The sequence below is a fragment of the Pseudoflavonifractor sp. HCP28S3_F10 genome, from assembly GCF_052065415.1.
GTDB lineage: Bacteria > Bacillota > Clostridia > Oscillospirales > Oscillospiraceae > Pseudoflavonifractor_A.
On record NZ_JBQHUB010000002.1, the window covers coordinates 54,648 to 75,906 of the forward strand.

The window sequence follows — 21,259 nt, forward strand, 5'->3', positions numbered from 1 at the left end:
TGAAGCTATTGCACCATAAGGGTGATAAGGCGCTGGCAGACAGCAGCCACTTCGGCCCGGGAAGCGGTGCCGGACGGATCGATGACGCCGCCGCCCTTACCGCTCATGAGACCGGAGCCCACAGCCCACTTCATGGCGTCGGAAGCCCAACCGGAGATCTTGCCGCTGTCCTGGAAGCCGGTCAGGCCGCCCCTGACGCCGGTATCCATGCCGATGTGATCCGCATAGCGGAAGAGAATGGCGGCCAGCTGTTCCCGGGTAATATACTGCTCCGGTTCAAACGCTCCGTTTCCGGTGCCGCTGACGATACCGGTGGCTGCGGCCCAGGATACAGGATCACTGTACCAGGAATCCCGCGGCACGTCATGGAACGGGACATCTTTCCCTGCTTCGGCATCCTCCAGACGGTACAGGACAGCCACCAGCATGGCGCGGCTCATCTCGCCGTCGGGAGAGAACCTGCCGCCGCCGGTACCACTGAACAGCTCATGGGAGGCGGCAAACTGAATAGATGCCTCGCCCCAGTGGCCTGCCACATCGGAAAACACCTTGTCGTTGGTCACCAGCTTCACCGTGGCAGAGCCGGACAGCAGCGCTTTATAACTGCCGTCCTTTTCTGTGACGGACTTTCTGAGGATGATCTCAGTGCCGTCCTCATGGACCAGTGCCAGTACTTTGCCGCTGTTCCCGGAAGAGGCGGGGATGGTCACGGCGATGCCGCCGCTGACGCTTTTTACACTGACATCGTCCACAGCAATGTCGATCCGGATCTCGCCGTTGGTGCCGCCGGTTTCATCCTTCACGGTCTCCACCGAGACGGACACCGTGCTGCCGTTTCGGGCCGCCAATTCGGCCAGTGCCTGGCTGGAAATGGTCACACCGGCGGCAGACGTATCCACTGTCAGCTTCAGTCCGCCGCTCCCGGCAATATCCTCCACCGCGGTCTTGGGCAGCTCCACCGTGATCTTGGCGGCCTCACCCTTGATAACAGGGGCCACCGCAATGGTGTCGATGCTGTCATCCTTCCCGGCCTGCTTCAGGGCCTCGGCAACGGCCTTTTCCTCCACCCTGGCTGTGGCATTGCCCTTACTGTCGGCCGTGGCCTGGGGCTTTATAACAGCGGAGCCGCTCTCGCCGGCTGTACCGGCAGTTCCGCCGCTCCACTCTTCGGAGCCGTATTCACTGGTATAATCATCGCTGAAAAACCAGATGACAGTGGCGTTGGATTGGAGCTTCTGATCCCGGCATCCGGCCTTCACGACAACGCCGTTCACCATATACAGCCATCCGGAATTGGCGCTGTTATGGTCGAGCTCCGAAATACCGCCGATGGAGTCGATATAACCAAAGCTTTTCTCCGTGTAGGGCACATTATCCGCCGCCAGGGTCTGCTGCAGGGCCTCAAACACGCTCTGTCCGGCCTTGATGGCCACCGTCTCTTCAGCCAGCACCGTGGTATAGGCGGAAGCGTTGTATTTATAAGTGTACTTGCCGCCGCAGACGGCGCCGTCATGGGTCAGCACCTTGACGGTGACCGAGATGTCCTTGGCCTCGGGGGCGGGCTGTACGGCCAGAGAAACAGGGATGGTCTTGGCGGTATGCTTCGCCGCGTCATCGGCGGACACGGTAAAGCTGCCGCTTGCGGACACATAGCCGCTCTTGCTGACGGTGTAGGTATAATCGCCGGCGGCCAGATAATACTTGGCACCGGAATTGGCCGCCTGGACCTCATCTCCCTGTTTGACCACCACGGAAGCACTCTCGGGCACCACCCGGAACTCCACCGGACAGCCGGTGGCCAGGGTGGCCTCGGCGGTGTTCATGGGCATCGCGGCGAAATCGTAGACCCGTCCGTTTTTAGCCATGCCCGCCAGACCACGGAAGCTCTGTTCCGTGTTGAAGGTGCCGTATCCTCCGGCATCAAAGCCGTCCAGAGTGGGATCCACCAGAGTCATCAGACCGTCAGACAGGCTCTTCCCGTTCTTCACGGGACCGGTCTGCCCCATGGCGGCGTAGGCCGCCATGGCAAGACCGGTGGAAGCCGCGCTGTCTCCGCCGTAGCCCGCAAGGGCGCCGCTCTCGCTCTGCGTACCGGCGATGGCGGTAAGTGCTTCGTCCACAGCTGTTTTGACCTGTTCATTGCTGTTGTAGTAAGGAGACAGCGCCAGGACCATGGGCGTGGCGGCATCAGGGCCCCACTGAGTATTCTGCCAATCCGCCTTGCACTCAATGGCTTTCTGGATCAGCCAATCCATCTCCGCCTGAGTGGCATAGCCGGTCCCCTGCTGAAGGGCGATGATCACATAGGGCAGCGTGTATGGATTGGAAACACTTGTCGCCTGGGCGTCTACCAGATCGGTGAGCTTTTTCACCACGTCCAGCTCCCGGGCGTTGTCGGTGACCACCTTCCTGGCGTCATATCCCAGGGCACGGAGGGCAACAATATACTTGGCCAGATCGCCGGGAGCGGACGCCTTGTCGGCCGCACTGATCAGCTTGTCCAGCACAGCCTGGATCTGCTCCTGAGTCAGTCTGTTGGCGGTGTCGGGGAACGCCTGGGCATAGGCCGCCAGATCCGCCGCCAGCCAGGGATAGTTGCTGTCGCCGGCGATACCGTTTTTGGCGTATTTGGCGGCGATGTTGTGCATCACCTCGGCGGCGGTCACGGCCTTGACGGTCACCTCAAAGTCCTTGGAAGCGCTCACGCCATTTAGGGTCGCCGTCACCGTCAGCTTGCCGGACGCATCGCTTCCGCCCACCGGGCGGGTCACCTTGGCACGCAGGGTTTTGACGGTGATGGCGGAGTTGGTGGTGGACCAGCTCAGGCGCATGCCGTCTTTCCAATACTGGTCGCTGCTCTTGAAGTCATACAGGTGCAGGTCATAGACCACATTGGCCAGATCGGCGGCTGCACCGGTATCGGTGTTCGTCTGCGCGTCATAGGCGGTGATCTTGTCAGCGGTGATGGTTTCCAGGGCTTCCGCCAGCGCAGCTTTGGCCGCGTCGGCCTCGGCCTGGGTATAGGCGGGGACCGTTACAGTGAAAGTCTTGGTGTTCCCGCTGGGCATGGGACCTGCGTCACACAGCCCGTAGTTTTTCGCCATGTCCGAATAGTCGAACGTGGCGGTAAGGGTGACTGATGCATCCGGCTGGCCCAGGACGGGGCGCGTAATGGTGTGCAGCTGGCCGGTGGAAGAGCTGGTCCCTCTGTCAATGGTGATCGCCGCGTTGTCGGACGTCCAGGTAATTGCGAGACCGTAGCTGCTGCCCACAGGCAGCTTCAGTGTTCCGGTGACCTGCTCTTTTTCCTGTCCATTGAGGATGACCGTCTCGGTCACCTCGGCCATTTTTTCCGCAATGGCCTCAGCCTTTGTGGTGTCGTGGGTTGGGATCACGATTCCGCTGACACTGACATTTTCCTGCTTGGAACCCAACGTCAGCACAAACGGCAGATCATTGACAGTGCCTTTCGTATACCCGCTGGGGTATGTGATGGTTCCATCAGTCGAAATATACTCGTTACCGCTGAAACTGCTGCTGAGCGCCACAGAGACGCCGGGAGCGGCAGCACGTACCACCTGCTGCGCCTTGGTAACGATATTGGTATCGACAGCAACGGATTCATAGCTGTACATTCCGCCGCTGCCGCCGCTGTATTCCACGGGGTCCAAAGCATTCAGCCCGTTCAGCGCGCTCTTCGCCGCTGCCAAACGCTGTGTAAGTTCCCCGTCATTCAGAGCAGGGACAGTAATCGGAAACTCCCTCGTCCCGCTGGCAGTTCCACATTGAACGGCGGCGGTCAGCGTAACCTGCTTTTCCTCCGTCTGCTTGGTCACAACGCCGGACTTGGAAATCACGGACTCGTCGCTGGAGGACCAGGTGATGGACGTTTTCCCGCTGGCTCCCCGGGTGGGCAGCTCCAGATCCTGTCCATCGGTGTAAGCGACGTTCAGGGCCTCCTTATCTGCCGCTACTGCCGCCGCGGCCTCTTCTTCCGTCAGCGCGGCAGCCACATGGACCATGCACCAGGCCGGGATCACACGGCTGCCGTTGGCAGTACCGGAGGCAGCAAGCAGGTAATCCCCCACCTCATCGATGGTCAGATCAAAACTGCCGTCTTTATCTGTGACCGCGGCACTGGCAGTCACGACGGAACCGTCCGTATCCAGCACGCTGACGGTCAGGCCGGAGAGGGGCTGAGGCGTGCCGTTCATCATATAGTTGAATCCGGAAACAGTCCCGGTGACCGTGTCAGACGCCTGTATGTTCAGGCTGTGAATGATCTCTTCGTCCTGGGTAAAGTAAGAAAAATGGTCGCTCCACGCGCTGTCCTCATAGACGAAGGTGTCCACATAATCGCCGCTGTGCAATACGGCCTGAGAAGCATAATCGCTGCTGTAGCCCGCGTTGATCGCGTGGCCGGCATAATAGCCTTCATGCTGAAATACTGTTGTCAAGCTGCTGTCAAGGTAGGTATCAGCTGTGGCGGCAGTAAAATCTTCGCCGTATTTGATCTCGTGCGCAGCAACGATGGCATCCAGCACAGTGGGTTCGGCTGATTCCTGTCCGATGCCGTAGCTTGCAGCCAGACCGGCCCGGACCTGGATCTTCTGCGGAACAAATTCAAATCCGTCCCCATAGGCAAAACTAAACGTGACTTCTATGTCATCTCCTGCCAGCGCGGCAGCGGTTGGCAGCATGCCGAGAAGCATGACCAGTGTCAGGACCAGGGACAAGATTCGTTTTTTCATGCGTGATTCCTCCCAATCAAAGATTTTATCTTATCGCCCTCAGGCGTAAAAGCGCTGTGTTTTTCCATGGACCTTTACGGCAAAAACGGGTCCCTACAGACAAAAATGCGCCCACACAAAGCCGTGTGGGCGCAATAATACCATATTGCGGTAAAGCGCCCAGTGACGGCAGACGCTTCAGGCGACCCAACGTATCTGACTTAACCTTTCCGGAAGGTATCACAGTGACCCACTCGCGGGGCATCTCACCCCATTCCGCTTTAAACGGACCGCGCTTCTATTCACTTGCCGCTATTTTATCATTGTCATTCCCTGTTTGCAAGACAAAGTTTCCGGGCCTTCTTTTCCAGTCATGCGGCGCATACGCCTTCCGTTCTGCCTGCCGGCGAGTTCTAAGCTTCTCTTTGCCACATATAATATGGATGGACGGGGCACTGGCCTTGAGGCGTACACCGTACCGCCCGCCCTGCTTGACGATCTCGGGTTCCTCCAGCACCAGCTCGTCGGTGCCGGGGATTACGATACCGTACCCGGTGCTCTTCACATCCTCCAGAGCGGAGGCCACCTTGTCGTACTCACTTTTGACATGGGAAAGCTCGGTCAGAAGGCCCAGCAGATCCCCGTCATCGTGGATGAGGAAGCCGGACTGCTGGGAGATGGTATCATAGAACAGGCTGCGGGGCAGTTCCAAAGTGGCGCAGGCCAGGCCGGTGCCCAGGCTGATGTTGGTGATACGTGCGCTGCTGACGTTCTCGCAGCCGCCAATGGCGGTGACCGCCTGTTCCACGTCCCGGATGCGGCGCATTCCCTCGGCACCCTCCCGGATGGCGGCGTACAGTCCGCTTTTGATGGGATGGTCATAGCCCAGCGCGTCCACCCAGGGCGGCAGGAACAGATCCAGTTCTTTCACGGGGAACTCATAGAGTACACCTTTGATGATGCCGGTCACATCGTCCTCATCCAGCTCCAGGCAGTTGGCTGCCACGCAGGTCACATCGTAGCGGGAGGACAGGTCGGCCCGGATGGCCTGGGCCCGCTCCGAATTGGGGTAGGCCGAATTGAGCACCACCAGGAAGGGTTTCCCCAGTTCCTTCAGCTCGGAGATGACTCTCTCCTCCGCCTCTAAATAGTCCTCCCGGGGGATATCGGTGATGGTGCCGTCGGTGGTGATGACGATGCCGATGGTGGAGTGCTCTGCGATGACCTTGCGGGTGCCGATCTCGGCGGCCTCGGTCATGGGGATCTCATAGTCGAACCAGGGTGTGGTGACCATCCGGGGGCTGTCATCCTCAAACTGGCCGGTAGCCCCCGGGACCATATAGCCCACGCAGTCGATGAGCCGCACAGAGAAGGCGGCTCCGTTTTCCATGGTGACCTCCACGGCCTCCTCGGGAACGAATTTGGGCTCGGCAGTCATGATTGTCCTGCCCGAGCCGCTCTGGGGCAGCTCATCCCTGGCCCGTTCGCGGCGGTATACATTGTCGATGTTGGGGATGACCATGGTCTCCATGAACCGCTTGATAAAGGTAGACTTCCCTGTCCGCACCGGCCCAACCACACCGATGTAGATATCTCCCTCGGTACGCAGGGCGATATCCTCATAGATCTTGCGCTCTTCCAACTGCAATTCCTCCTTCGGCCGGGCATGGCCATTCCGATGCCCTGAGAGCCGGTCGTTTTCGCTATATAGCTATGGGGATAAGCTGTAATTTATGACAGCAACCTGAGGGAGCCGCGGTCCCCCAGCACAGGACCGCGGCTCCCTGTTCAGGCGCGTTTACGTGGAATGAGGAGAAGCTGTCCATCCGGCGCGGCATTTTCCTCCAGCGCATTGGCCCGACGGATTTCAGCGGCGGTGGTGCCGTAGCACTTGGCGATATCCCACAGCCGCTCGCCCCGCTCCACCATGCGCAGTACGATGGAAGGCTGGTCCTCGCCGCCTCTGGGCGCCTCCGTGTTCAGAGATGCGGAGGCCACGCCTCGGACCTCCTCCTGCCGCAGGGCCAGATACCGGAACTCCACCGGCAGCCGCACCTCGATCCCGCCGGTGGTGGGGGAGGCAAACACGGGCTCCGGGCAGCGGCAGCGGCATGAGCAGGTACATCCGGCCGGCAGCTCCAGAACGCAGGGCATCCGGAAACGGCGGGCGGCACAGCCAATCTCGCCGTTCTCCCGCTGGTATACCGCAGTGACTACGGCCTCGGCCTCCAGGGTCAGCTTGCCGCCCTCCCTGCTCTGGGTCACCCGGCCGATGGAGGCATAGGCGTCCAGAATACGGTCGGCCATCCCGACGTCCTCCAGTACCTCTCGGAGTGCCAGTGTCTTGGCGCTGCAGTCCACGAGACGGTCCATCCGGCGGGGGGCGGCGGCTGCCTCCAGGGCATAGGCGGTGCTGTAAAGATCAGTAAGGACCTGGAAGCTCCGCTCCTCCCGCAGGACGGACTGAGCCAGCAGCTCCAGACTGACATGGATGGTCCGGCCGTCGCCGGACTCCAACGCGCACTGGGTTCCGGCAGACACCACGTCCAGCGTGCAGTCGCACTCCTCCCCCGCCCCGCTGACCTCCATGATCTGGGAGAAGGGCAGCTCAAAGGAGCTGTCACAGAGGCTGTTGTCCGTGCTGCGGTAAAAAATCTGCAGGTTGGCGCTCCCTTTGAAAATGAGCTTATTGCCGATCACCTTGGATTCGCTGCACACCAGGGAGAGACGCTGCTTGAGCAGCTCAGCGGCCTCGGGCCGGTTCCCGGGGAGGGAAATGTCATCGGAGAACGTAAAGGGCTTTTCCTGGACGCAGACTACTCCATAGCTGCGGCAGGTCTCTGAGAGCTGCTCCACGCCGTACTCGGGCGGGCAGACTACGGCGGAGCTTACATTGTCCTCCAGCGGCGCATATGCCTGAACGTCCACCGCCAGACTGACCCGTACCAGAACTTTTCGGGGATTCAGGACCCGGGTCTCGGCCCACTCCACCCGGGGAACGGCGGTGACGCCGCACCGGCCGTTGACCCGCCGTTCCTCCATCGCGCAGGCAAAGGGGATCGCTACCTCCAGACGCCGCATTCCATCCGCACCGTCAGGCAGATAAAGTACCGCGGCCCGGACGGTGCCGGATACCTCTGCCCGGCCCTCCATGGCCTCGCGGCTCCCCAGCTCCGCCCAGCCTTCGGTATCCACGATATTCAGGATATCCGGACAGGCGTCGGGAACGATCATCTCCAGTGTCTCCTCCTGAAAGACTGTGGTATCCAATACAGCCTCATAGCCGCTCAATTGAGTCTGTTCCAATTCCAGCTCCATAGCGTTCCACTCCCTTTGGAAAGGCATGCCGCCTTCTTGTTGGGACAATATATGTCCCCGGACCGGGCAAATATGCGCCCTGCCGGGGAGAAAATCACAGGCGGAGCCGGATCGCTCCCGGCTCCGCCCATGTCCTTATGGATCACCGCCCGCCCTACCGCAGGCCGAACAGGGTACGCAGCAGCCCCCGGAATGCCCTGGGGGAACGGACCACCACGATCTTCACGTCTCCACACTCCTTTCCAGCTGTTCCATCCACTCCCGGCCCCGGTAGCCCAGCGCCGCACCGATGCCCAGCGTGATCACACTGCCGGGAAAGAGCAGCAGCGCCAGCGTGCCTGCCGCCCCCGCCGCCAGTCCCAGGTTTCGTTTGTTCAGCCAAGACGGCAAAACGACCGCCCCCCTTCGTCACTGTCTAATCCAGTATACGCGGGAGGCGGCCGTCGGTTCCGTTTTTTTCTTGGACAGGGGGCGTTCACAGCCGCTGACTGCGGATGAGCAGGACCCGGCCCGCACCCACATGAATGCGGGTCTCAGGGCCCAGGGGCTCGTTACTCACCGAGAGGGTGTCCCCACGGACGAGAGCGGCGTTGCGCAGAGTATACCGGGCTCCCTCCAGAAACACGCCGGACACCCGGCGGTCCAGCGGGACCAGGGAGAAATAGCGGTAACGAGGGCCGGCTGTGTTATCAAGGATCACGATCTCCTCCTCCAGCAGCCGGACCTCGTTGTCACTGTCCAGGATCATACCCTGCCCGCCCCGGCAAGCCAGCCACTCCAGAATGACCAGGTTGGAGGCGGTGTGGTCCAGCCGTGGCCCTCCCATGCAGCCGCAGAGGAGCAGCCGGGTGTGTCCAGCCTGAAGGGCCGCGTCCATGGCGGCCTGAAGATCGGTCATGTCCTTCTCCGGGGACAGGCTGACGCTGGGGACGCCTTCCACCGGAGCGCCGCCGGAGTCCCAGTCGCCGATGGCAAAGTCGGGCCGAAGTCCGGCGGCAAGGGCATTTTTCACGCCGCCGTCAGCGCAGAAGATCTGACATTCCGGCGGCAGATAGTCCCGCAGAAAGCTCCAGTCTCCGCAGGGGACCGAGCCCATGACCAGCGCCTGTACGGCAAAGGGCAGCGGGCGGTTCATTTCCGCTTCCATTCCGGCACCTCCCTGGCCTGCTCATAGAGCCGCACATAGCTCGCATGGCGGCTGGGGGCGATTCGGCCCTCTTTTACGGCGGCGCGGACGGCGCAGCCCTTTTCCTTCACGTGGGCGCAGCCCTGGAAGCGGCACTGGTCCAGGTAGGGCCGGAACTCCCGGAACGTGTACTGCAGCTCCTCCGGACGGCGCAGCTCCATCAGCTCAGTGTCGAAGGAGGAAAAGCCCGGCGTATCGGCCACAATGGCCCCGTTGGACAGGCGGAAAAGCTCCACGTGGCGGGTAGTATGGCGGCCCCGACCCAGCTTTTCGCTGACGGCGCCGGTCTGAAGGCCGAAGCCGGGCTCCAGGGCATTGAGAATGCTGGATTTACCTACACCGGAGTTGCCTGTAAAGGCGCACACTTTGCCGGCAATGACGCAGCGCAGGTCCTCCACCCCCTCGCCGGTCTCGGCGCTCATCCGCAGGGTGGTGAAGCCCGCCCGGCGGTAGACCTGAAAGAGCTCCTCCGCGTCATTCAGGTCGCATTTGTTGAAACAGATGACGCTCTCGCAGTCCCGGCCTTCCGCGATGGAGACCACCCGGTCGATGAGAAAAGGATCAGTCACCGGCGTGGCCCCCGAGGCGATGACCACCAGCAGGTCGATGTTAGCCACCGCCGGGCGTTGAAACTCATTTTTGCGTGGCAGGATGGCGTCCAGCGCGCCGGTGCCGTCCCCCAGCTCGGTGATAGCCACCCGGTCCCCCACAAGTGGGGTCTGCCGGTTATGGCGGAATTTTCCCCTGGCCCGGCAGGTGACCAGGCCGGAGCCGGTGTCCACATAATAGAAACCGCTGAGCGCTTTCAGAATGGTTCCTTCCGCCATGGGCTCATACCTCGATTATCTTACTGAACTGGAATACATCGTCTATGTAGACCGAGACCTCAGAGGTCTGGGTCAGGGAAAAAGATGGACTGATCTCCCCCAGCTTGGTCTCAACCGGCTGGTCATAGAGGATGGTGCCGCCGGAGGTCTGGATCCGTACCTGGACCATATCGGGCCCGTCATCGGGCAGCACGATAGAGATATGCCGGGTCACAGGAACTACCGGGGTGTCGGGGGTACCCGGTGTGGGCGTGGGCGTGGGCTCCACCGCGGGAGGCGGCGTGGGTTCGGGCTCGGGCCCCTTGCTGACGGTCAGCGTGATCTTGGCTCCCTCCTGTACCTGGGTACCGGCGGGGATGGTCTGGTCAATGACATAGCCGGCCTGGACAGTATCGTCAAAGACCTCCTTGATCTCCACGTCCAGTTTCCACTCCCGCAGCTGCTTTTCCGCCCGCTCAAAGGGCTGGCCGATGAAGGGGAGCATGGTGATGGGGGTATTCTCAGGCCCGGTGCTCACCCATAGGGTGACGCTCTGCCCCTCTGTCAGGTCGGTATCGGCCCGGGGCTCCTGCCGGATGATATAGCCCGATGGAATCTCGTCACTGGCCTCTTCTTCGAATTTGACATCGAGTCCCAATTCAAAACGTTTGAGCTGCTCTTCTGCAAGTGCCCGTTCTGTTTTGGTCAGATCGGGCATTTTGGGCGTCTCGCTGCCCAGGCTCAAATACACGGTGATGGTCCGGTTGGTATCGCTATCCCGGACGGTCTTGTCCCCCTCGGGGCTCTGCTTGGCGATGGTGTCCTTGGGATAGGTGTCGCTGTCGATGGGCTCCCCTTCCTGGATAATAAAGCCGTGCTCGCTCACCTCAGGCAGGGCTTTGGCCTCCTCCAGGGTGTAGCCCAGCAGATTGGGGACTTTGATATCCTCCGGTGTCTGCAGCAGCGGTCCCAGGAAGATGGTATAAAGGAAATAGCCGATACCCACCAGAAACACCAGAATAGCGGCCACTGCTGCCGCAATGGGCCAGGGATTGGACCGCTCCTCTTCCTCCCGCGGCGCTTCACGGGACACCCGCCTGCCGCCGTGCTCCCGGCCCTCCTCCGGATAGCGTTCCCGCTGCTCCTGTTCGATCTCCTCCCGGGAGATACGGCGGGTGGCGCTGCCCGCGTCCGGCTGGGAGACCCGCCGTCCGCCGGTGGCCACACTGGGCGTGTTGGCGCCGATGGGACGGGTGGGCTCGTCCACCTCGTCGGACGCGGAAATGAGATCGTCCGGCAGATCAAAGTTGATACTGGGGTTTTTGCGGAATTCCTCCAGATCCTCCAGCATGGCGTCGGCCGAGATATAGCGCTTGTTCACGTCGGAGGCCATGGCCTTCAGCGTGATGGCCTCCAGGGCCTCCGGGATGTCGGGCTCCAGCTCCCGGGGAGACAGGGGGATGGAATTGATGTGCTGGATGGCCACCGCCACCGGAGAGTCCCCCTCGTAGGGCAGGCGGCCGGTGAGCATCTCGTAGAGCACCACACCGGCGGAATAGATGTCCGAACGGGCATCGATATGGCTGCCTCTGGCCTGCTCCGGGGAGATATAGTGGACCGAACCCAAAGCCTCCTGGGTCATGGTATTCTGGTTGGCTGAGGTGAGCCGGGCGATACCGAAATCGGCCACCTTAATGCTGCCGTCCCGCAGGACCATGATGTTATGGGGCTTGATGTCCCGGTGGATGATCCCCCGGCTGTGGGCATGGGACAGGGCCTTCATGATCTGGATGATAAAGTGCAGCGCTTCCTTCCAGCTCAGCTTGTTGCCCTTTTTCTGCATATACTGCTTGAGGGTGATACCGTCCAGCAGCTCCATGACAATATAATCTACGCCGTTGGAGGTGCTGACATCGTACACCGCCATGATATTGGGGTGGGACAGCATGGCCACGGCCTGGGACTCATCGTGGAAGCGGCGGCGGAACTCCTCATCCTGGGCCAGCTCCTCTTTGAGGATTTTGATGGCCACCAGGCGGTTGAGCCGGTGGCAGCGGGCCTTGTAGACCACCGCCATACCGCCGGTGCCGATCCGCTCCAGGATCTCATATCGGTTATCGAGTAATTTTCCTATGTAGCGATCCATAGTCATTACCCTCCCTTATTCAAACTGAAAGAGGACACAGGTGACGTTATCCGGCGCGCCGCGGGACAGCGTGATATCCAGCAGGCGCTGGCAGCACTCCCCGGCAGGGCCGCCGTGGAGGACCTCATAGAGCATTTCCTGGTCGCTCACCACATTGGACAGCCCGTCGGAGCACAGCAGGAGCCAGTCTCCCGGCTTCACGCTCTGCCGGTAGAAATCGGCCCGTACCTGCTCCTCGGTGCCCAGCGCCCGGGTGATCAGGTTTTTCTGGGGATGGGTGCGGGCCTCCTCCGGTGTGATATCGCCCCGCCGGACCATATCCTCCACCAGAGAGTGGTCCCGGGTGATCCTGCGGATACCGTCGCCGCTGATGTAGTAAGCCCGGCTGTCCCCGATGTTCAGGAGATAGGCCCGGCCGCCGGTGACCAGCGCGGCCACCATGGTGGTCCCCATGCCGGAGCAGTCCGGGTTGGTCCGGGCCCGGTGGTAGACCGCCTCGTTGGCCCCGGCGCTGGCCCGGGCCAGCAGGGCTTCCGGGTCCTCCGGAGTCCCCTCCGGCAGCTGCTGGAGGGTGTCCACGAACTGCTCCACCGCCAGCATGCTGGCGATATTGCCTGCCCGGGCGCCGCCCATCCCGTCACAGACCAGGCCCACTGCCAGGTCATCGGAAAGGACGTCCAGATAATAGGCGTCCTGATTTTGTTGTCTCACCGAGCCTTTATCGGTGATTCCCCATGCTCTTATCATAACAGAAAAGCCTCTTTGCCGCGCTGATTTTGGATGCTCCCCCTCCGCGCGGGAGGAGCGGGAGCCGGGTATTGGATCGGTCAGGAACGGCCCTGTTCCAGCATCTGTTTGCGCCGGAGCTGGCCGCAGGAGGCGTCGATATCGCCGCCCAGCTTGCGCCGCACGGTCACCGTAATCCCGTGGGACTCCAGCCGCTTCTGGAAGGCTGCCACCCGGCGGCTGGGCCGCAGGGGGCTCTCCTTCACCTCGTTGAGGGGGATGAGGTTCACATGGCCCGGAGTGCCCTTCAGGTGGCTGGCCAGCAGATCGGCCTGCCAGTCGGAATCGTTGACGCCGTCGATCATGGCGTACTCATACGAGATGCGCCGCCCGGTCTTTTCAAAATAGCGCCGGCAGCTTCGGAACAGCCGCTCCACTCCCACACTCCGGTTCACCGGCATGATCTTGGAGCGGGTCTCGTCGTCAGGCGCGTGGAGGGACACGGACAGGGTGAGCTGGAGCTGACGGTCGGCCAGTTCGTCGATCCTGTCCACCAGGCCGCAGGTGGACAGGGAGATGTGCCGCATGCCGATGTTCAGTCCGTCCGGGTGGTTCACCAGCTCCAGAAAGCGCATCACCGTGTCGAAATTGTCCAGCGGCTCGCCGATGCCCATGAGCACGATATTGGAGATGGGAACCCCGGAATCCAGCTGGGTGAACAGCACCTGGTCCACCATCTCGGCGGGTGTCAGGTTGCGCACCCTGCCCGCCAGCGTGGAGGCGCAGAAGGCACACCCCATCCGGCAGCCCACCTGGGAAGAGATACAGACAGTATTCCCATGTTTGTAGCGCATCAGAACCGTTTCGATGCAGTTTCCGTCCGAAAGCCGCCAGAGATATTTGATGGTGCCGTCCTGGGCCGAGACCTGCTTGCGCTCCACCACCGGCGGCGTGAGCACGCAGGTTTGAGCCAGGGTCTCCCGCAGCTCCTTGGAGAGGTTGGTCATCTCGTCAAAGGACCGGACCCCCCGGTGGAGCCACTGGAATACCTGCTTGGTACGAAAGGCGGGCTGGCCCAGCTCCTTCAGAAAAGCGGTCAGCTCGGCCTGATCCATGGATTTGATGTCGGTCATTGCTTCACCTCATGCTTCAGAGACTTCATATCATCCGCTCAGCCCCGCTTTCTCAGCCGGGCCATGTAAAATCCGTCGGTATCGTGCAGATGGGGCCACAGGGTGATGCGGCCCTCCGTTACGGTGCCGAAGGGGCCGGGCAGCTGAAAGGGCTCAAGTGTAAAGTCAGAATGCTTTGCAAGGAAGCCGTCCACCACCGCCCCGTTCTCCCGCTCCAGCAGGGTACAGGTGGAGTAGAGCAGCACGCCGCCGGGGCGCACATAACCTGCCACATTATCCAGAATGGCGGATTGGACGGCGGGCAGAGCCGCCAGGGGTTCCGGGTCCTTGTAGCGGATATCCGGCTTTTTGCGGATGATGCCAAGGCCGGAACAGGGCACGTCGGCGATGACCAGATCGAAGGACTCCTCCCACCCGGCCCGGCGGGCCTTTCCGTCCTGAACGGCGGTATGGATGATATCCAGGCCCAGCCGCCTGGCTCCGGCCCGGATGAGGGTTTCCTTGTGGGGGTGGATATCGCAGGACCAGATCTCGCCTCTGTTTTCCATGGCGATGGCGGCGGCGAAGGATTTGCCGCCGGGGGCGGCGCAGGCGTCCAGCACCCGCATCCCCGGCTCCGGTCCGGCGGCCAGCACGGCCAGCCGGGCCGCGCCGTCCTGAATGTAAAAGGCCCCGTCCCGGAAGGCCGCCAGTCCTTCCAGATCGCCGGTGCCGGTGAGCAGCAGGCAGCCGGACAGCCAGGGGTGGGGCCGGGCTTCCACGCCGCCGGCCCGGAGGGCTTCCAGTACCTGTTCCGGCGTGTACCGGAGGGTGTTGACCTGGGCCATGGTGGGGGGCTGGCCGTTATCGGCGGCCAGAAGGGCCTCTGTCCCCTCCCCGTTCAGTGCAAGGTCAAATTCCTTTACAAGCCAGTCGGGATGGGAAAAACGGGTGGACAGGTCGGCCGGCTGGGGCAGGTCCTCCCTGCTCCGGGCCAGATTGCGGAGCACGGCGTTGACCATGCCGGCCGCCCGGGGATTTTTGCTGTATTTCCGCGCCAGGTTCACCGATTCGTTGACGGCGGCGCTGTCCGGCACCCGGTCCAGCAGCAGGAGCTGATAGGCCCCCAGCCGCAGGATATTGCGGATGCGTACCTCCAGCTTTTCCAGAGGAACCTTGGAAAAGGCGGCGAGGTGGAAGTCCAGCAGCATCCGGTTTTGCAGCACGCCGAAGCACAGCCGGGTGGCCAGGCCCGCGTCCCGTCCGTCCAGCCCCGCGTCCCGGATGGCTTTTTTGAGGAAACCGTCCGACCAGGCCCCCTGCTGTTCACAGGCGGCCAGAGCCAGAAGGGCCACCTCCCGGGCTGTCCTGCCGGTGCTCATCAGTCGTCCCTCCGCCGCCCGGCAAAGGCCAGGACGAAGCGCAGCAGCTGGGCCACCGACACCAGCAGGGCGGCCACATAGGTCATGGCGGCGGCGCTGAGCACTTTCCGCGCACCGCCCAGCTCGCTGCCGTCCAGCAGGTGGGCGCTCTCCAGGGTCTGGAGCGCCCGGCGGGAGGCGTTGAATTCCACCGGAAGGGTGACCAGCTGAACCACCACGGCAAGGGAAAAGAGCAGGATGCCCACGGCGAAGAGGGGCTGGATATAGAGTATCATACCCAGGACGATGAAGATCATGGAGAGCTGGGAGCCCAGGTTGCACACCGGGATAATGGCGTTGCGGAGCTTGATGGGGCCGTACCCCACGGCGTACTGCACCGCGTGGCCCGCCTCATGGGCGGCCACTCCCATGGCGGCCACGCTGGCCGAGCCGTACACGCTGTCGGACAGGCGGATGGTGTTGCTGCGGGGGTCAAAGTGGTCGGTGAGATGGCCGGACACCCGCTCAATGCGCACGTCCCGCACGCCGTGGGCCCGCAGAACAGCCTCGGCGGCCTGAGCCCCGGTATAGCCCCGTGCGGAGCGCACCCCGGAATAGCGGCGGAAGGTGGCGCTCACCTTCCACTGGGCGATGGCGGCAATGGCCATGGCGGGCAGCAGCAGCATCCAGTAATAGGGATCATAGTAGAACATGGCGGCCTCCTTTCAGGCGCAGGGGGGGAGAAAATTCGCGTTATCTGGTCAGGGGATTGCCCCGCAGGTAGTCGGCAGCCCTCATCCGCTTTTTTCCGGCGGCCTGGAGCTCCAGGATGCGCAGGATAATACCATCGCCGCAGGCAATGTCGATGCCCTGCTTGCCGGCGGACACCACTGTGCCGGGCCGGGCGGAGGTGGTCTCCCCCGTTACCTGGGTGCGGCAGAGCTTCATGGTATCGCCGGTGATGGCGTCGGTGGTGGCGGCGGGCCAGGGGGACAGACCCCGGACCTGATCGTGGATCTGCCGGGCGGAGCGGCTCCAGTCCACGGGAGAGAGCTCCCGGCTCAGCATGGGGGCCAGAGTGACCTGAACGGGGTCCTGAGGGATACGGCGGGCGGTCCCTGCCCCCAGTTCCTCCACCACCCGGAGCAGCAGCTCCCCGCCCAGGCCGGCCAGGCGGCCATAGAGGGTCTCGGCGTCCTCGTCGGGGTCGATGGGGGTGCGGACCTGGTCGATGATGTCGCCGGCGTCCAGGTCGTGGGCCATGTGCATGATGGTGACGCCGGTCTCCTCATCCCCGTTGAGAATGGCCCAGTTGATGGGGGCCGCGCCCCGGTAGCGGGGCAGCAGGGACGAATGGACGTTGATGCAGCCCTTGGCCGGGTAATTCAAAATCTCGTCGGGCAGGATGCGGCCATAGGCCGCCACCACGATGAGCTCGGGGTCCAGGGCACGGATCTGCTCCAGCGCCGTGCCGTCCCGCAGCTTTGTGGGCTGGAACACAGGGACGCCGTGGGCCAGGGCGCACTCCTTCACCGGAGTGGGAAGGAGCTTCATCCCCCGGTTTTTGGGCTTGTCGGGCTGGCTGAACACGCCCACCACCGAGTGGCCCGCTTCGATCAGTTTTTCCAGAGAGGGCACCGCAAATGCGGGGGTGCCCATAAAAACGATACGCATGTTTTACTCCTGCTCCATCAGTTCGTCCAGCTCCTCGCTGGTGTAAAGCCGTCCCGCGCGCTCGGTAAAGAGGTGGCCGTCCAGATGCTCCAGCTCATGACAGAAGCAGCGGGCCACGATCTCCTCTCCCTCGGCCTCAAACCAGTTGCCGTGGCGGTCCTGGGCGCGGACCCGGGCCCTCATGGGACGCTTCACCACACCCCAGCGGCCGGGGACGCTGAGACAGCCCTCAAAGCCCTCCTGCTCCCCGTCGGTCCACACCAGCTCGGGGTTGATGAGCTCCAGCATCTCGTCGTTCCCGTCCACCACAATGACGGCACGGCGCAGGATGCCCACCTGGGGGGCGGCCAGACCGGCGCCGTTGGCGTTGGCCAGGGTCTCCTTCATGTCGTCCAGCAGATCCCAGAGCCGCTGGTCAAATACGGTATAGGGGCGGCAGACTTTATGCAGAACAGGGTCTTCGCCGGTCAGGATCTTTCTCAGTGCCATGATACTTTCCTCCTAGTCCAGGGGGTTGAGGTCCGCGTAAACGGACACGCCCCGGTTTTTTTTATCGTTCTGCGCGCAGCACAGCAGGTGTCCCACAAGGGCGCGCATGGTCTTGTCGTTTTTCGCGCTCAGCGTCAGGCGGTAGCGGTAGCGGTTGTTGATCTTGGCCACAGCGGCGGGGGCGGGGCCCAGAAGCTGGACAGCGTATCCGCCGTAGGCCGGCTGGCGGAGCCAGTCCTCCAGACTGCGGCGCAGCCGCATGCAGGTCTGGAGCACGGCGCTCTCCTCCCCACCTGAGGCGGTGATGACGAACAGGTCCCGGAAGGGCGGGCAGCCCCGCATCCGCCGCAGCTCGATCTCCTGGGCGTAAAAGGCGTCGTAGTCCTGCCGGGCGGCAGCGGTGATCACGTCGTTATCCGGCGTATAGGTCTGGATGACGGCACGGCCCTTCTTGCCGCCACGGCCTGCCCTTCCCACCACCTGGGTGATGAGGGAGAAGGTCCGCTCGGCGGAGCGGTAGTCGTCCACATAGAGAGAGAGGTCGGCGGCCATCACACCCACCAAAGTCACGTTCTCAAAGTCCAGTCCCTTGGCCACCATCTGGGTCCCCACCAGAATGGGCACCTTTTCTTTCTCAAAGCGGGTGAGCAGGTCCTCATGGCTGTGGGTGGCCGAGACGGTGTCGGCGTCCATCCGCAGTACTTTGACTCCGGGGAACTGCTCCTCCAGCTCCTCCTCCACCCGCTGGGTGCCGGTGCCGATAAAATTGAGTACGCCGCCGCAGGAGGGACAGGCCCCCGGCGCCTTTTCCGAGTGGCCGCAGTAATGGCACATGAGCCGCCCGTTGGCCGAGTGGTAGGTGAGATAGACCGAGCACCGGGGGCAGGTGGGCACCTGGCCGCACTCCCCGCAGGAGAGCATCCGGCTGGCTCCCCGGCGGTTGAGGAACAGGATGCTCTGCTCCCCCCGTTCCAGATTTTCTTCCAGCGCCCGGCGGAGGGGACGGCTCAGGGAGCCGCCGTTGCCGGAGCGCAGCTCCTCCCGCAAATCGGCGATGGTGACCTGGGGCAGCGGACGCTCGTTGTAGCGGTGGGACAGGGTAAAGAGATGATAGACCCCGCTGCGGGCCTGATACATGGTTTCCACCGAAGGGGTGGCCGATCCCAGAACCAGCAATGCGCCGTGCTGGGTACAGCGGTATTTTGCCACGTCCCTGGCGTGGTACTTTGGGACGTTCTCTGATTTATAGCTTCCCTCCTGCTCCTCATCCAGAATGAAGAGCCCGGGGTTCCGCAGGGGTGCGAATACGGCGGACCGGGTGCCGATGACCACCCTGGCCCGGCCGGAGCGCACCCGCTTCCACTCGTCGTAGCGTTCTCCGGCCCGCAGCGAGCTGTGGAGCACGGCGATGGCGTCCCCGAAGTGGGCGGTGAAGATATGGAGCAGCTGGGGCGTCAGAGCGATCTCGGGCACCAGCACCATGGCGCTCTTTCCCCGGTCCAAGGCGGACTGGATCAGGCGGATATAGACCTGGGTTTTGCCGCTGCCGGTGACACCGTAAAGCAGGGCGGCGGCGGGCTTTTCCTGCCGGGCCAGAGCGTCCAGCCCCTCAAAGGCGGACTGCTGTTCCTGATTAAGCACCACCGGGCCGGCCGGCTCCGCCGGCTCGGCTGTCACCCGGCGAAAGACCTCCCGCCGCTCCAGGGTGATGAGTCCGCTCTTCTCCAGCGAGCGCAGGGTGGCCTGGGAGGCTCCGGTGAAATAGCACAGCTCCTTGGAGGACGCCTCTCCGATGGCGGAGAGCAGTTCGATGACGGCGTAGCGCATGGGAGCCGAGCGGCGGCGGGGTGCCACCTGGGCCATGGCGTCCTCCGGCGGAACGGCCAGGGAGGCCACCTGTTCGGTCTTGTCCCCCACGCCCCGTGAAGCACTGGTCTCCAGGGTCAGGATGCCCTGGTCCCGGAGCATTTTCAGCGCCGGGTTGGGATCGCGGGTGCCGAAGGCGGAGCGGATATGCCCTACCTCCGCCCTTCCCCCACCGGCCAGGATCATTTCCACCAGTGACTTTGCGATCTCAGAGCGGCCAGCGGCCTCATAGGCCCGCTCCCGGTCCACACCGGGTGCCAGGCACCAGCTGTCCTGAAGAGAAAAATAGAGCCCGGCAGGCAGCATGGCCCGGGCGGCGTCGTACACGGTGCAGAAATACCGCTCCCGCATCCACAGGGCCAGCTGGACCCCCTCCCGATCCAGCACCGGGTGCTCGTCCAGCTGGGTCAGCACTGGTTTGCATTTGGGAGGCAATGACTGGGCCTCCTCCACCGAGAGCACCAGGCCCTCGGTGCGGCGGTTACCGGCCCCAAAGGGGACCACTATCCGCATCCCGGCGGACAGCGTGGAGCAGAGTTCTTCCGGAACAAGGTAGGTATAGGGCTTGTCGATGGCGTAGGTCGCCGCCGAGAGGGCCACCCGGGCCAGTCTGTATCGCTCCATCCGCCTGCCTCCTAAAATCCCGGAAAAGGCAAGCGTCAGGGCGGTTGCCCCGGCGCTTGCCCTTCGTTTCGTTCTCCTGTTTATTCCTCCGCCTGCACAACAGCCTTACCCTCGGCCACCTCACGAATGGCCAGGGTCACGGGCTTGTCGTCCAGGGAGATCTCATTCATCTCCGCGTCGCTGGCGATCTGTCGGGCCCGCTGGGCCACCACGTTGACCAGCATATAGCGGCTGGGGATCTGTTCAAGCAGCTTATTCATGGGAGGATCGAGCATCATAAAGCAATCAGGCTCCTTCTGTTCAAAATCGAATGGATTTGTTTACACTTCGCTGTACACGTCGCTGACCAGATGGATACGGTTGCGGGTGCGGCAGCTCTCAGCGGTCAGGATGGAGATGATCTCGGCCGCCGCCTCGGACACCTTATCGTTGACCACCATGTAGTCGTAGTTGGGAATCTGCCGGTACTCTTCCCGGGCCTTCTGCAGCCGGCCCTGGATCACGTCCTCCTGGTCGGTGGCCCGGCGGTGGAGACGGCGGGAGAGCTCCTCAAAAGAGGGCGGGATGATGAAGATGAGCACCGCGTCAGGGCATTTTGACCGGACGGTGGCCGCGCCCTGGACCTCGATGTCCAGCAGCACGTCGATACCGGCATTCAGCTTGTCCTGAATGACTTTCAGCGACGTGCCATAGTAATTGCTGACATACTCAGTATATTCCAGAAGTTCGTCCCGGGCGATCATGCCTTCAAACTCCTCCCGGGAGACAAAATTGTAATTCACACCGTGGGCCTCGCCTACCCGGGGCTGCCGGGTGGTAAAGGAGACCGAGAAATAGATGTCGCTCCGCTCGCTGAGCAGCTCGGCGATCACGGTGCTTTTGCCCACGCCGGACGGTCCGGAGAGCACGATGAGCTGGCCCTTGGTCTTTTTCTTTCGTATCATTCCAGTTCCTCCTCCGGCTCCGGCGGGAGCTCTTTTCCGGCAAGGCGGCCCGCCACGGTCTCAGGCTGAAGAGCCGAGAGCACGATGTGGTCGCTGTCCATGATGAGCACCGCACGGGTCCGGCGGCCATAGGTGGCGTCCACCAGACAGCCCCGGTCCCTGGCCTCCTGCACCATGCGCTTGATGGGGGCCGACTCCGGGCTGACAATGGCGATGAGCCGGCCGGCGGAGACCATATTGCCAAAGCCGATATTGATCAGTTTCATCCTGCAGCCTC

The 21,259-nt window shown here is 62.7% G+C and carries 17 protein-coding genes; all 17 read right to left on the reverse strand.

Annotated elements, in window-relative coordinates:
* Window positions 1-5: 5 nt before the first annotated feature.
* Window positions 6-4,751 (reverse strand): S-layer homology domain-containing protein, encoded by a 4,746-nt coding sequence (locus tag ACTNBZ_RS01825; RefSeq protein ID WP_441207937.1) that lies wholly within the window; start codon window positions 4,749-4,751, stop codon window positions 6-8.
* Window positions 4,752-5,028: 277 nt separating this feature from the next.
* The gene (gene spoIVA / locus ACTNBZ_RS01830; RefSeq protein WP_441207938.1) at window positions 5,029-6,372 is read right to left on the reverse strand and encodes a stage IV sporulation protein A; all 1,344 of its coding nucleotides are present in this window, start codon (window positions 6,370-6,372) and stop codon (window positions 5,029-5,031) included.
* 146 nt (window positions 6,373-6,518) lie between these two features.
* Complete coding sequence (locus ACTNBZ_RS01835; RefSeq protein ID WP_441207939.1) at window positions 6,519-8,048, reverse strand: DUF3794 and LysM peptidoglycan-binding domain-containing protein; 1,530 nt, start codon at window positions 8,046-8,048, stop codon at window positions 6,519-6,521.
* Between the two features lie 222 nt (window positions 8,049-8,270).
* Window positions 8,271-8,438: a hypothetical protein gene (locus ACTNBZ_RS01840; protein WP_441207940.1), complete on the reverse strand. Its 168-nt coding sequence runs from the start codon at window positions 8,436-8,438 to the stop codon at window positions 8,271-8,273.
* An 85-nt stretch (window positions 8,439-8,523) separates the two neighbouring features.
* Window positions 8,524-9,195, reverse strand: a complete 672-nt coding sequence (locus ACTNBZ_RS01845) for a thiamine diphosphokinase (protein ID WP_441207941.1) — start codon at window positions 9,193-9,195, stop codon at window positions 8,524-8,526.
* Window positions 9,180-10,061: a ribosome small subunit-dependent GTPase A gene (gene rsgA / locus ACTNBZ_RS01850; RefSeq protein ID WP_441207942.1), complete on the reverse strand. Its 882-nt coding sequence runs from the start codon at window positions 10,059-10,061 to the stop codon at window positions 9,180-9,182. The genes ACTNBZ_RS01845 and rsgA overlap by 16 nt, the downstream gene beginning before the upstream one ends.
* A 4-nt stretch (window positions 10,062-10,065) precedes the next feature.
* Entirely contained in the window at window positions 10,066-12,186 is a 2,121-nt protein-coding gene (gene pknB / locus ACTNBZ_RS01855; protein ID WP_441207943.1) for a Stk1 family PASTA domain-containing Ser/Thr kinase, read from the reverse strand.
* 15 nt (window positions 12,187-12,201) lie between these two features.
* Entirely contained in the window at window positions 12,202-12,933 is a 732-nt protein-coding gene (locus ACTNBZ_RS01860) for a Stp1/IreP family PP2C-type Ser/Thr phosphatase (RefSeq protein WP_441207944.1), read from the reverse strand.
* A gap of 80 nt (window positions 12,934-13,013) precedes the next feature.
* Window positions 13,014-14,045, reverse strand: coding sequence for a 23S rRNA (adenine(2503)-C(2))-methyltransferase RlmN (gene rlmN, locus ACTNBZ_RS01865; protein WP_441207945.1), 1,032 nt, complete (start codon window positions 14,043-14,045; stop codon window positions 13,014-13,016).
* 38 nt (window positions 14,046-14,083) lie between these two features.
* On the reverse strand, window positions 14,084-15,406 hold the full coding sequence (rsmB, locus tag ACTNBZ_RS01870; RefSeq protein ID WP_441207946.1) for a 16S rRNA (cytosine(967)-C(5))-methyltransferase RsmB: 1,323 nt from the start codon (window positions 15,404-15,406) through the stop codon (window positions 14,084-14,086).
* The gene (locus ACTNBZ_RS01875; RefSeq protein ID WP_441207947.1) at window positions 15,406-16,098 is read right to left on the reverse strand and encodes a zinc metallopeptidase; all 693 of its coding nucleotides are present in this window, start codon (window positions 16,096-16,098) and stop codon (window positions 15,406-15,408) included. Before ACTNBZ_RS01875 ends, rsmB begins: the two co-directional genes overlap by 1 nt.
* A 40-nt stretch (window positions 16,099-16,138) precedes the next feature.
* Window positions 16,139-17,059, reverse strand: a complete 921-nt coding sequence (gene fmt / locus ACTNBZ_RS01880) for a methionyl-tRNA formyltransferase (RefSeq protein WP_441207948.1) — start codon at window positions 17,057-17,059, stop codon at window positions 16,139-16,141.
* A gap of 3 nt (window positions 17,060-17,062) precedes the next feature.
* Window positions 17,063-17,548, reverse strand: a complete 486-nt coding sequence (def, locus tag ACTNBZ_RS01885) for a peptide deformylase (RefSeq protein WP_441207949.1) — start codon at window positions 17,546-17,548, stop codon at window positions 17,063-17,065.
* 12 nt (window positions 17,549-17,560) lie between these two features.
* On the reverse strand, window positions 17,561-20,038 hold the full coding sequence (gene priA, locus ACTNBZ_RS01890) for a replication restart helicase PriA (protein WP_441207950.1): 2,478 nt from the start codon (window positions 20,036-20,038) through the stop codon (window positions 17,561-17,563).
* Between the two features lie 80 nt (window positions 20,039-20,118).
* A complete protein-coding gene (rpoZ, locus tag ACTNBZ_RS01895) occupies window positions 20,119-20,316 on the reverse strand; it encodes a DNA-directed RNA polymerase subunit omega (protein ID WP_441207951.1) in 198 nt (65 codons plus the stop codon).
* A gap of 42 nt (window positions 20,317-20,358) precedes the next feature.
* Entirely contained in the window at window positions 20,359-20,982 is a 624-nt protein-coding gene (gmk, locus tag ACTNBZ_RS01900) for a guanylate kinase (RefSeq protein WP_441207952.1), read from the reverse strand.
* Complete coding sequence (gene remA / locus ACTNBZ_RS01905) at window positions 20,979-21,248, reverse strand: extracellular matrix/biofilm regulator RemA (protein WP_441207953.1); 270 nt, start codon at window positions 21,246-21,248, stop codon at window positions 20,979-20,981. Before remA ends, gmk begins: the two co-directional genes overlap by 4 nt.
* Window positions 21,249-21,259: the final 11 nt, after the last annotated feature.

Excerpts from the sequence above, each read along its gene's own strand:
- ACTNBZ_RS01825 (WP_441207937.1), bottom strand. The coding sequence starts at position 4,751 with ATGAAAAAACGAATCTTGTCCCTGGTCCTGACACTGGTCATGCTTCTC.
- ACTNBZ_RS01835 (WP_441207939.1), bottom strand. The coding sequence starts at position 8,048 with ATGGAGCTGGAATTGGAACAGACTCAATTGAGCGGCTATGAGGCTGTA.
- ACTNBZ_RS01845 (WP_441207941.1), bottom strand. The coding sequence starts at position 9,195 with ATGGAAGCGGAAATGAACCGCCCGCTGCCCTTTGCCGTACAGGCGCTG.
- rsgA (WP_441207942.1), bottom strand. The coding sequence starts at position 10,061 with ATGGCGGAAGGAACCATTCTGAAAGCGCTCAGCGGTTTCTATTATGTG.
- pknB (WP_441207943.1), bottom strand. The coding sequence starts at position 12,186 with ATGGATCGCTACATAGGAAAATTACTCGATAACCGATATGAGATCCTG.
- ACTNBZ_RS01860 (WP_441207944.1), bottom strand. The coding sequence starts at position 12,933 with ATGATAAGAGCATGGGGAATCACCGATAAAGGCTCGGTGAGACAACAA.
- rlmN (WP_441207945.1), bottom strand. The coding sequence starts at position 14,045 with ATGACCGACATCAAATCCATGGATCAGGCCGAGCTGACCGCTTTTCTG.
- rsmB (WP_441207946.1), bottom strand. The coding sequence starts at position 15,406 with ATGAGCACCGGCAGGACAGCCCGGGAGGTGGCCCTTCTGGCTCTGGCC.
- ACTNBZ_RS01875 (WP_441207947.1), bottom strand. The coding sequence starts at position 16,098 with ATGTTCTACTATGATCCCTATTACTGGATGCTGCTGCTGCCCGCCATG.
- fmt (WP_441207948.1), bottom strand. The coding sequence starts at position 17,059 with ATGCGTATCGTTTTTATGGGCACCCCCGCATTTGCGGTGCCCTCTCTG.
- def (WP_441207949.1), bottom strand. The coding sequence starts at position 17,548 with ATGGCACTGAGAAAGATCCTGACCGGCGAAGACCCTGTTCTGCATAAA.
- priA (WP_441207950.1), bottom strand. The coding sequence starts at position 20,038 with ATGGAGCGATACAGACTGGCCCGGGTGGCCCTCTCGGCGGCGACCTAC.
- rpoZ (WP_441207951.1), bottom strand. The coding sequence starts at position 20,316 with ATGATGCTCGATCCTCCCATGAATAAGCTGCTTGAACAGATCCCCAGC.
- gmk (WP_441207952.1), bottom strand. The coding sequence starts at position 20,982 with ATGATACGAAAGAAAAAGACCAAGGGCCAGCTCATCGTGCTCTCCGGA.
- remA (WP_441207953.1), bottom strand. The coding sequence starts at position 21,248 with ATGAAACTGATCAATATCGGCTTTGGCAATATGGTCTCCGCCGGCCGG.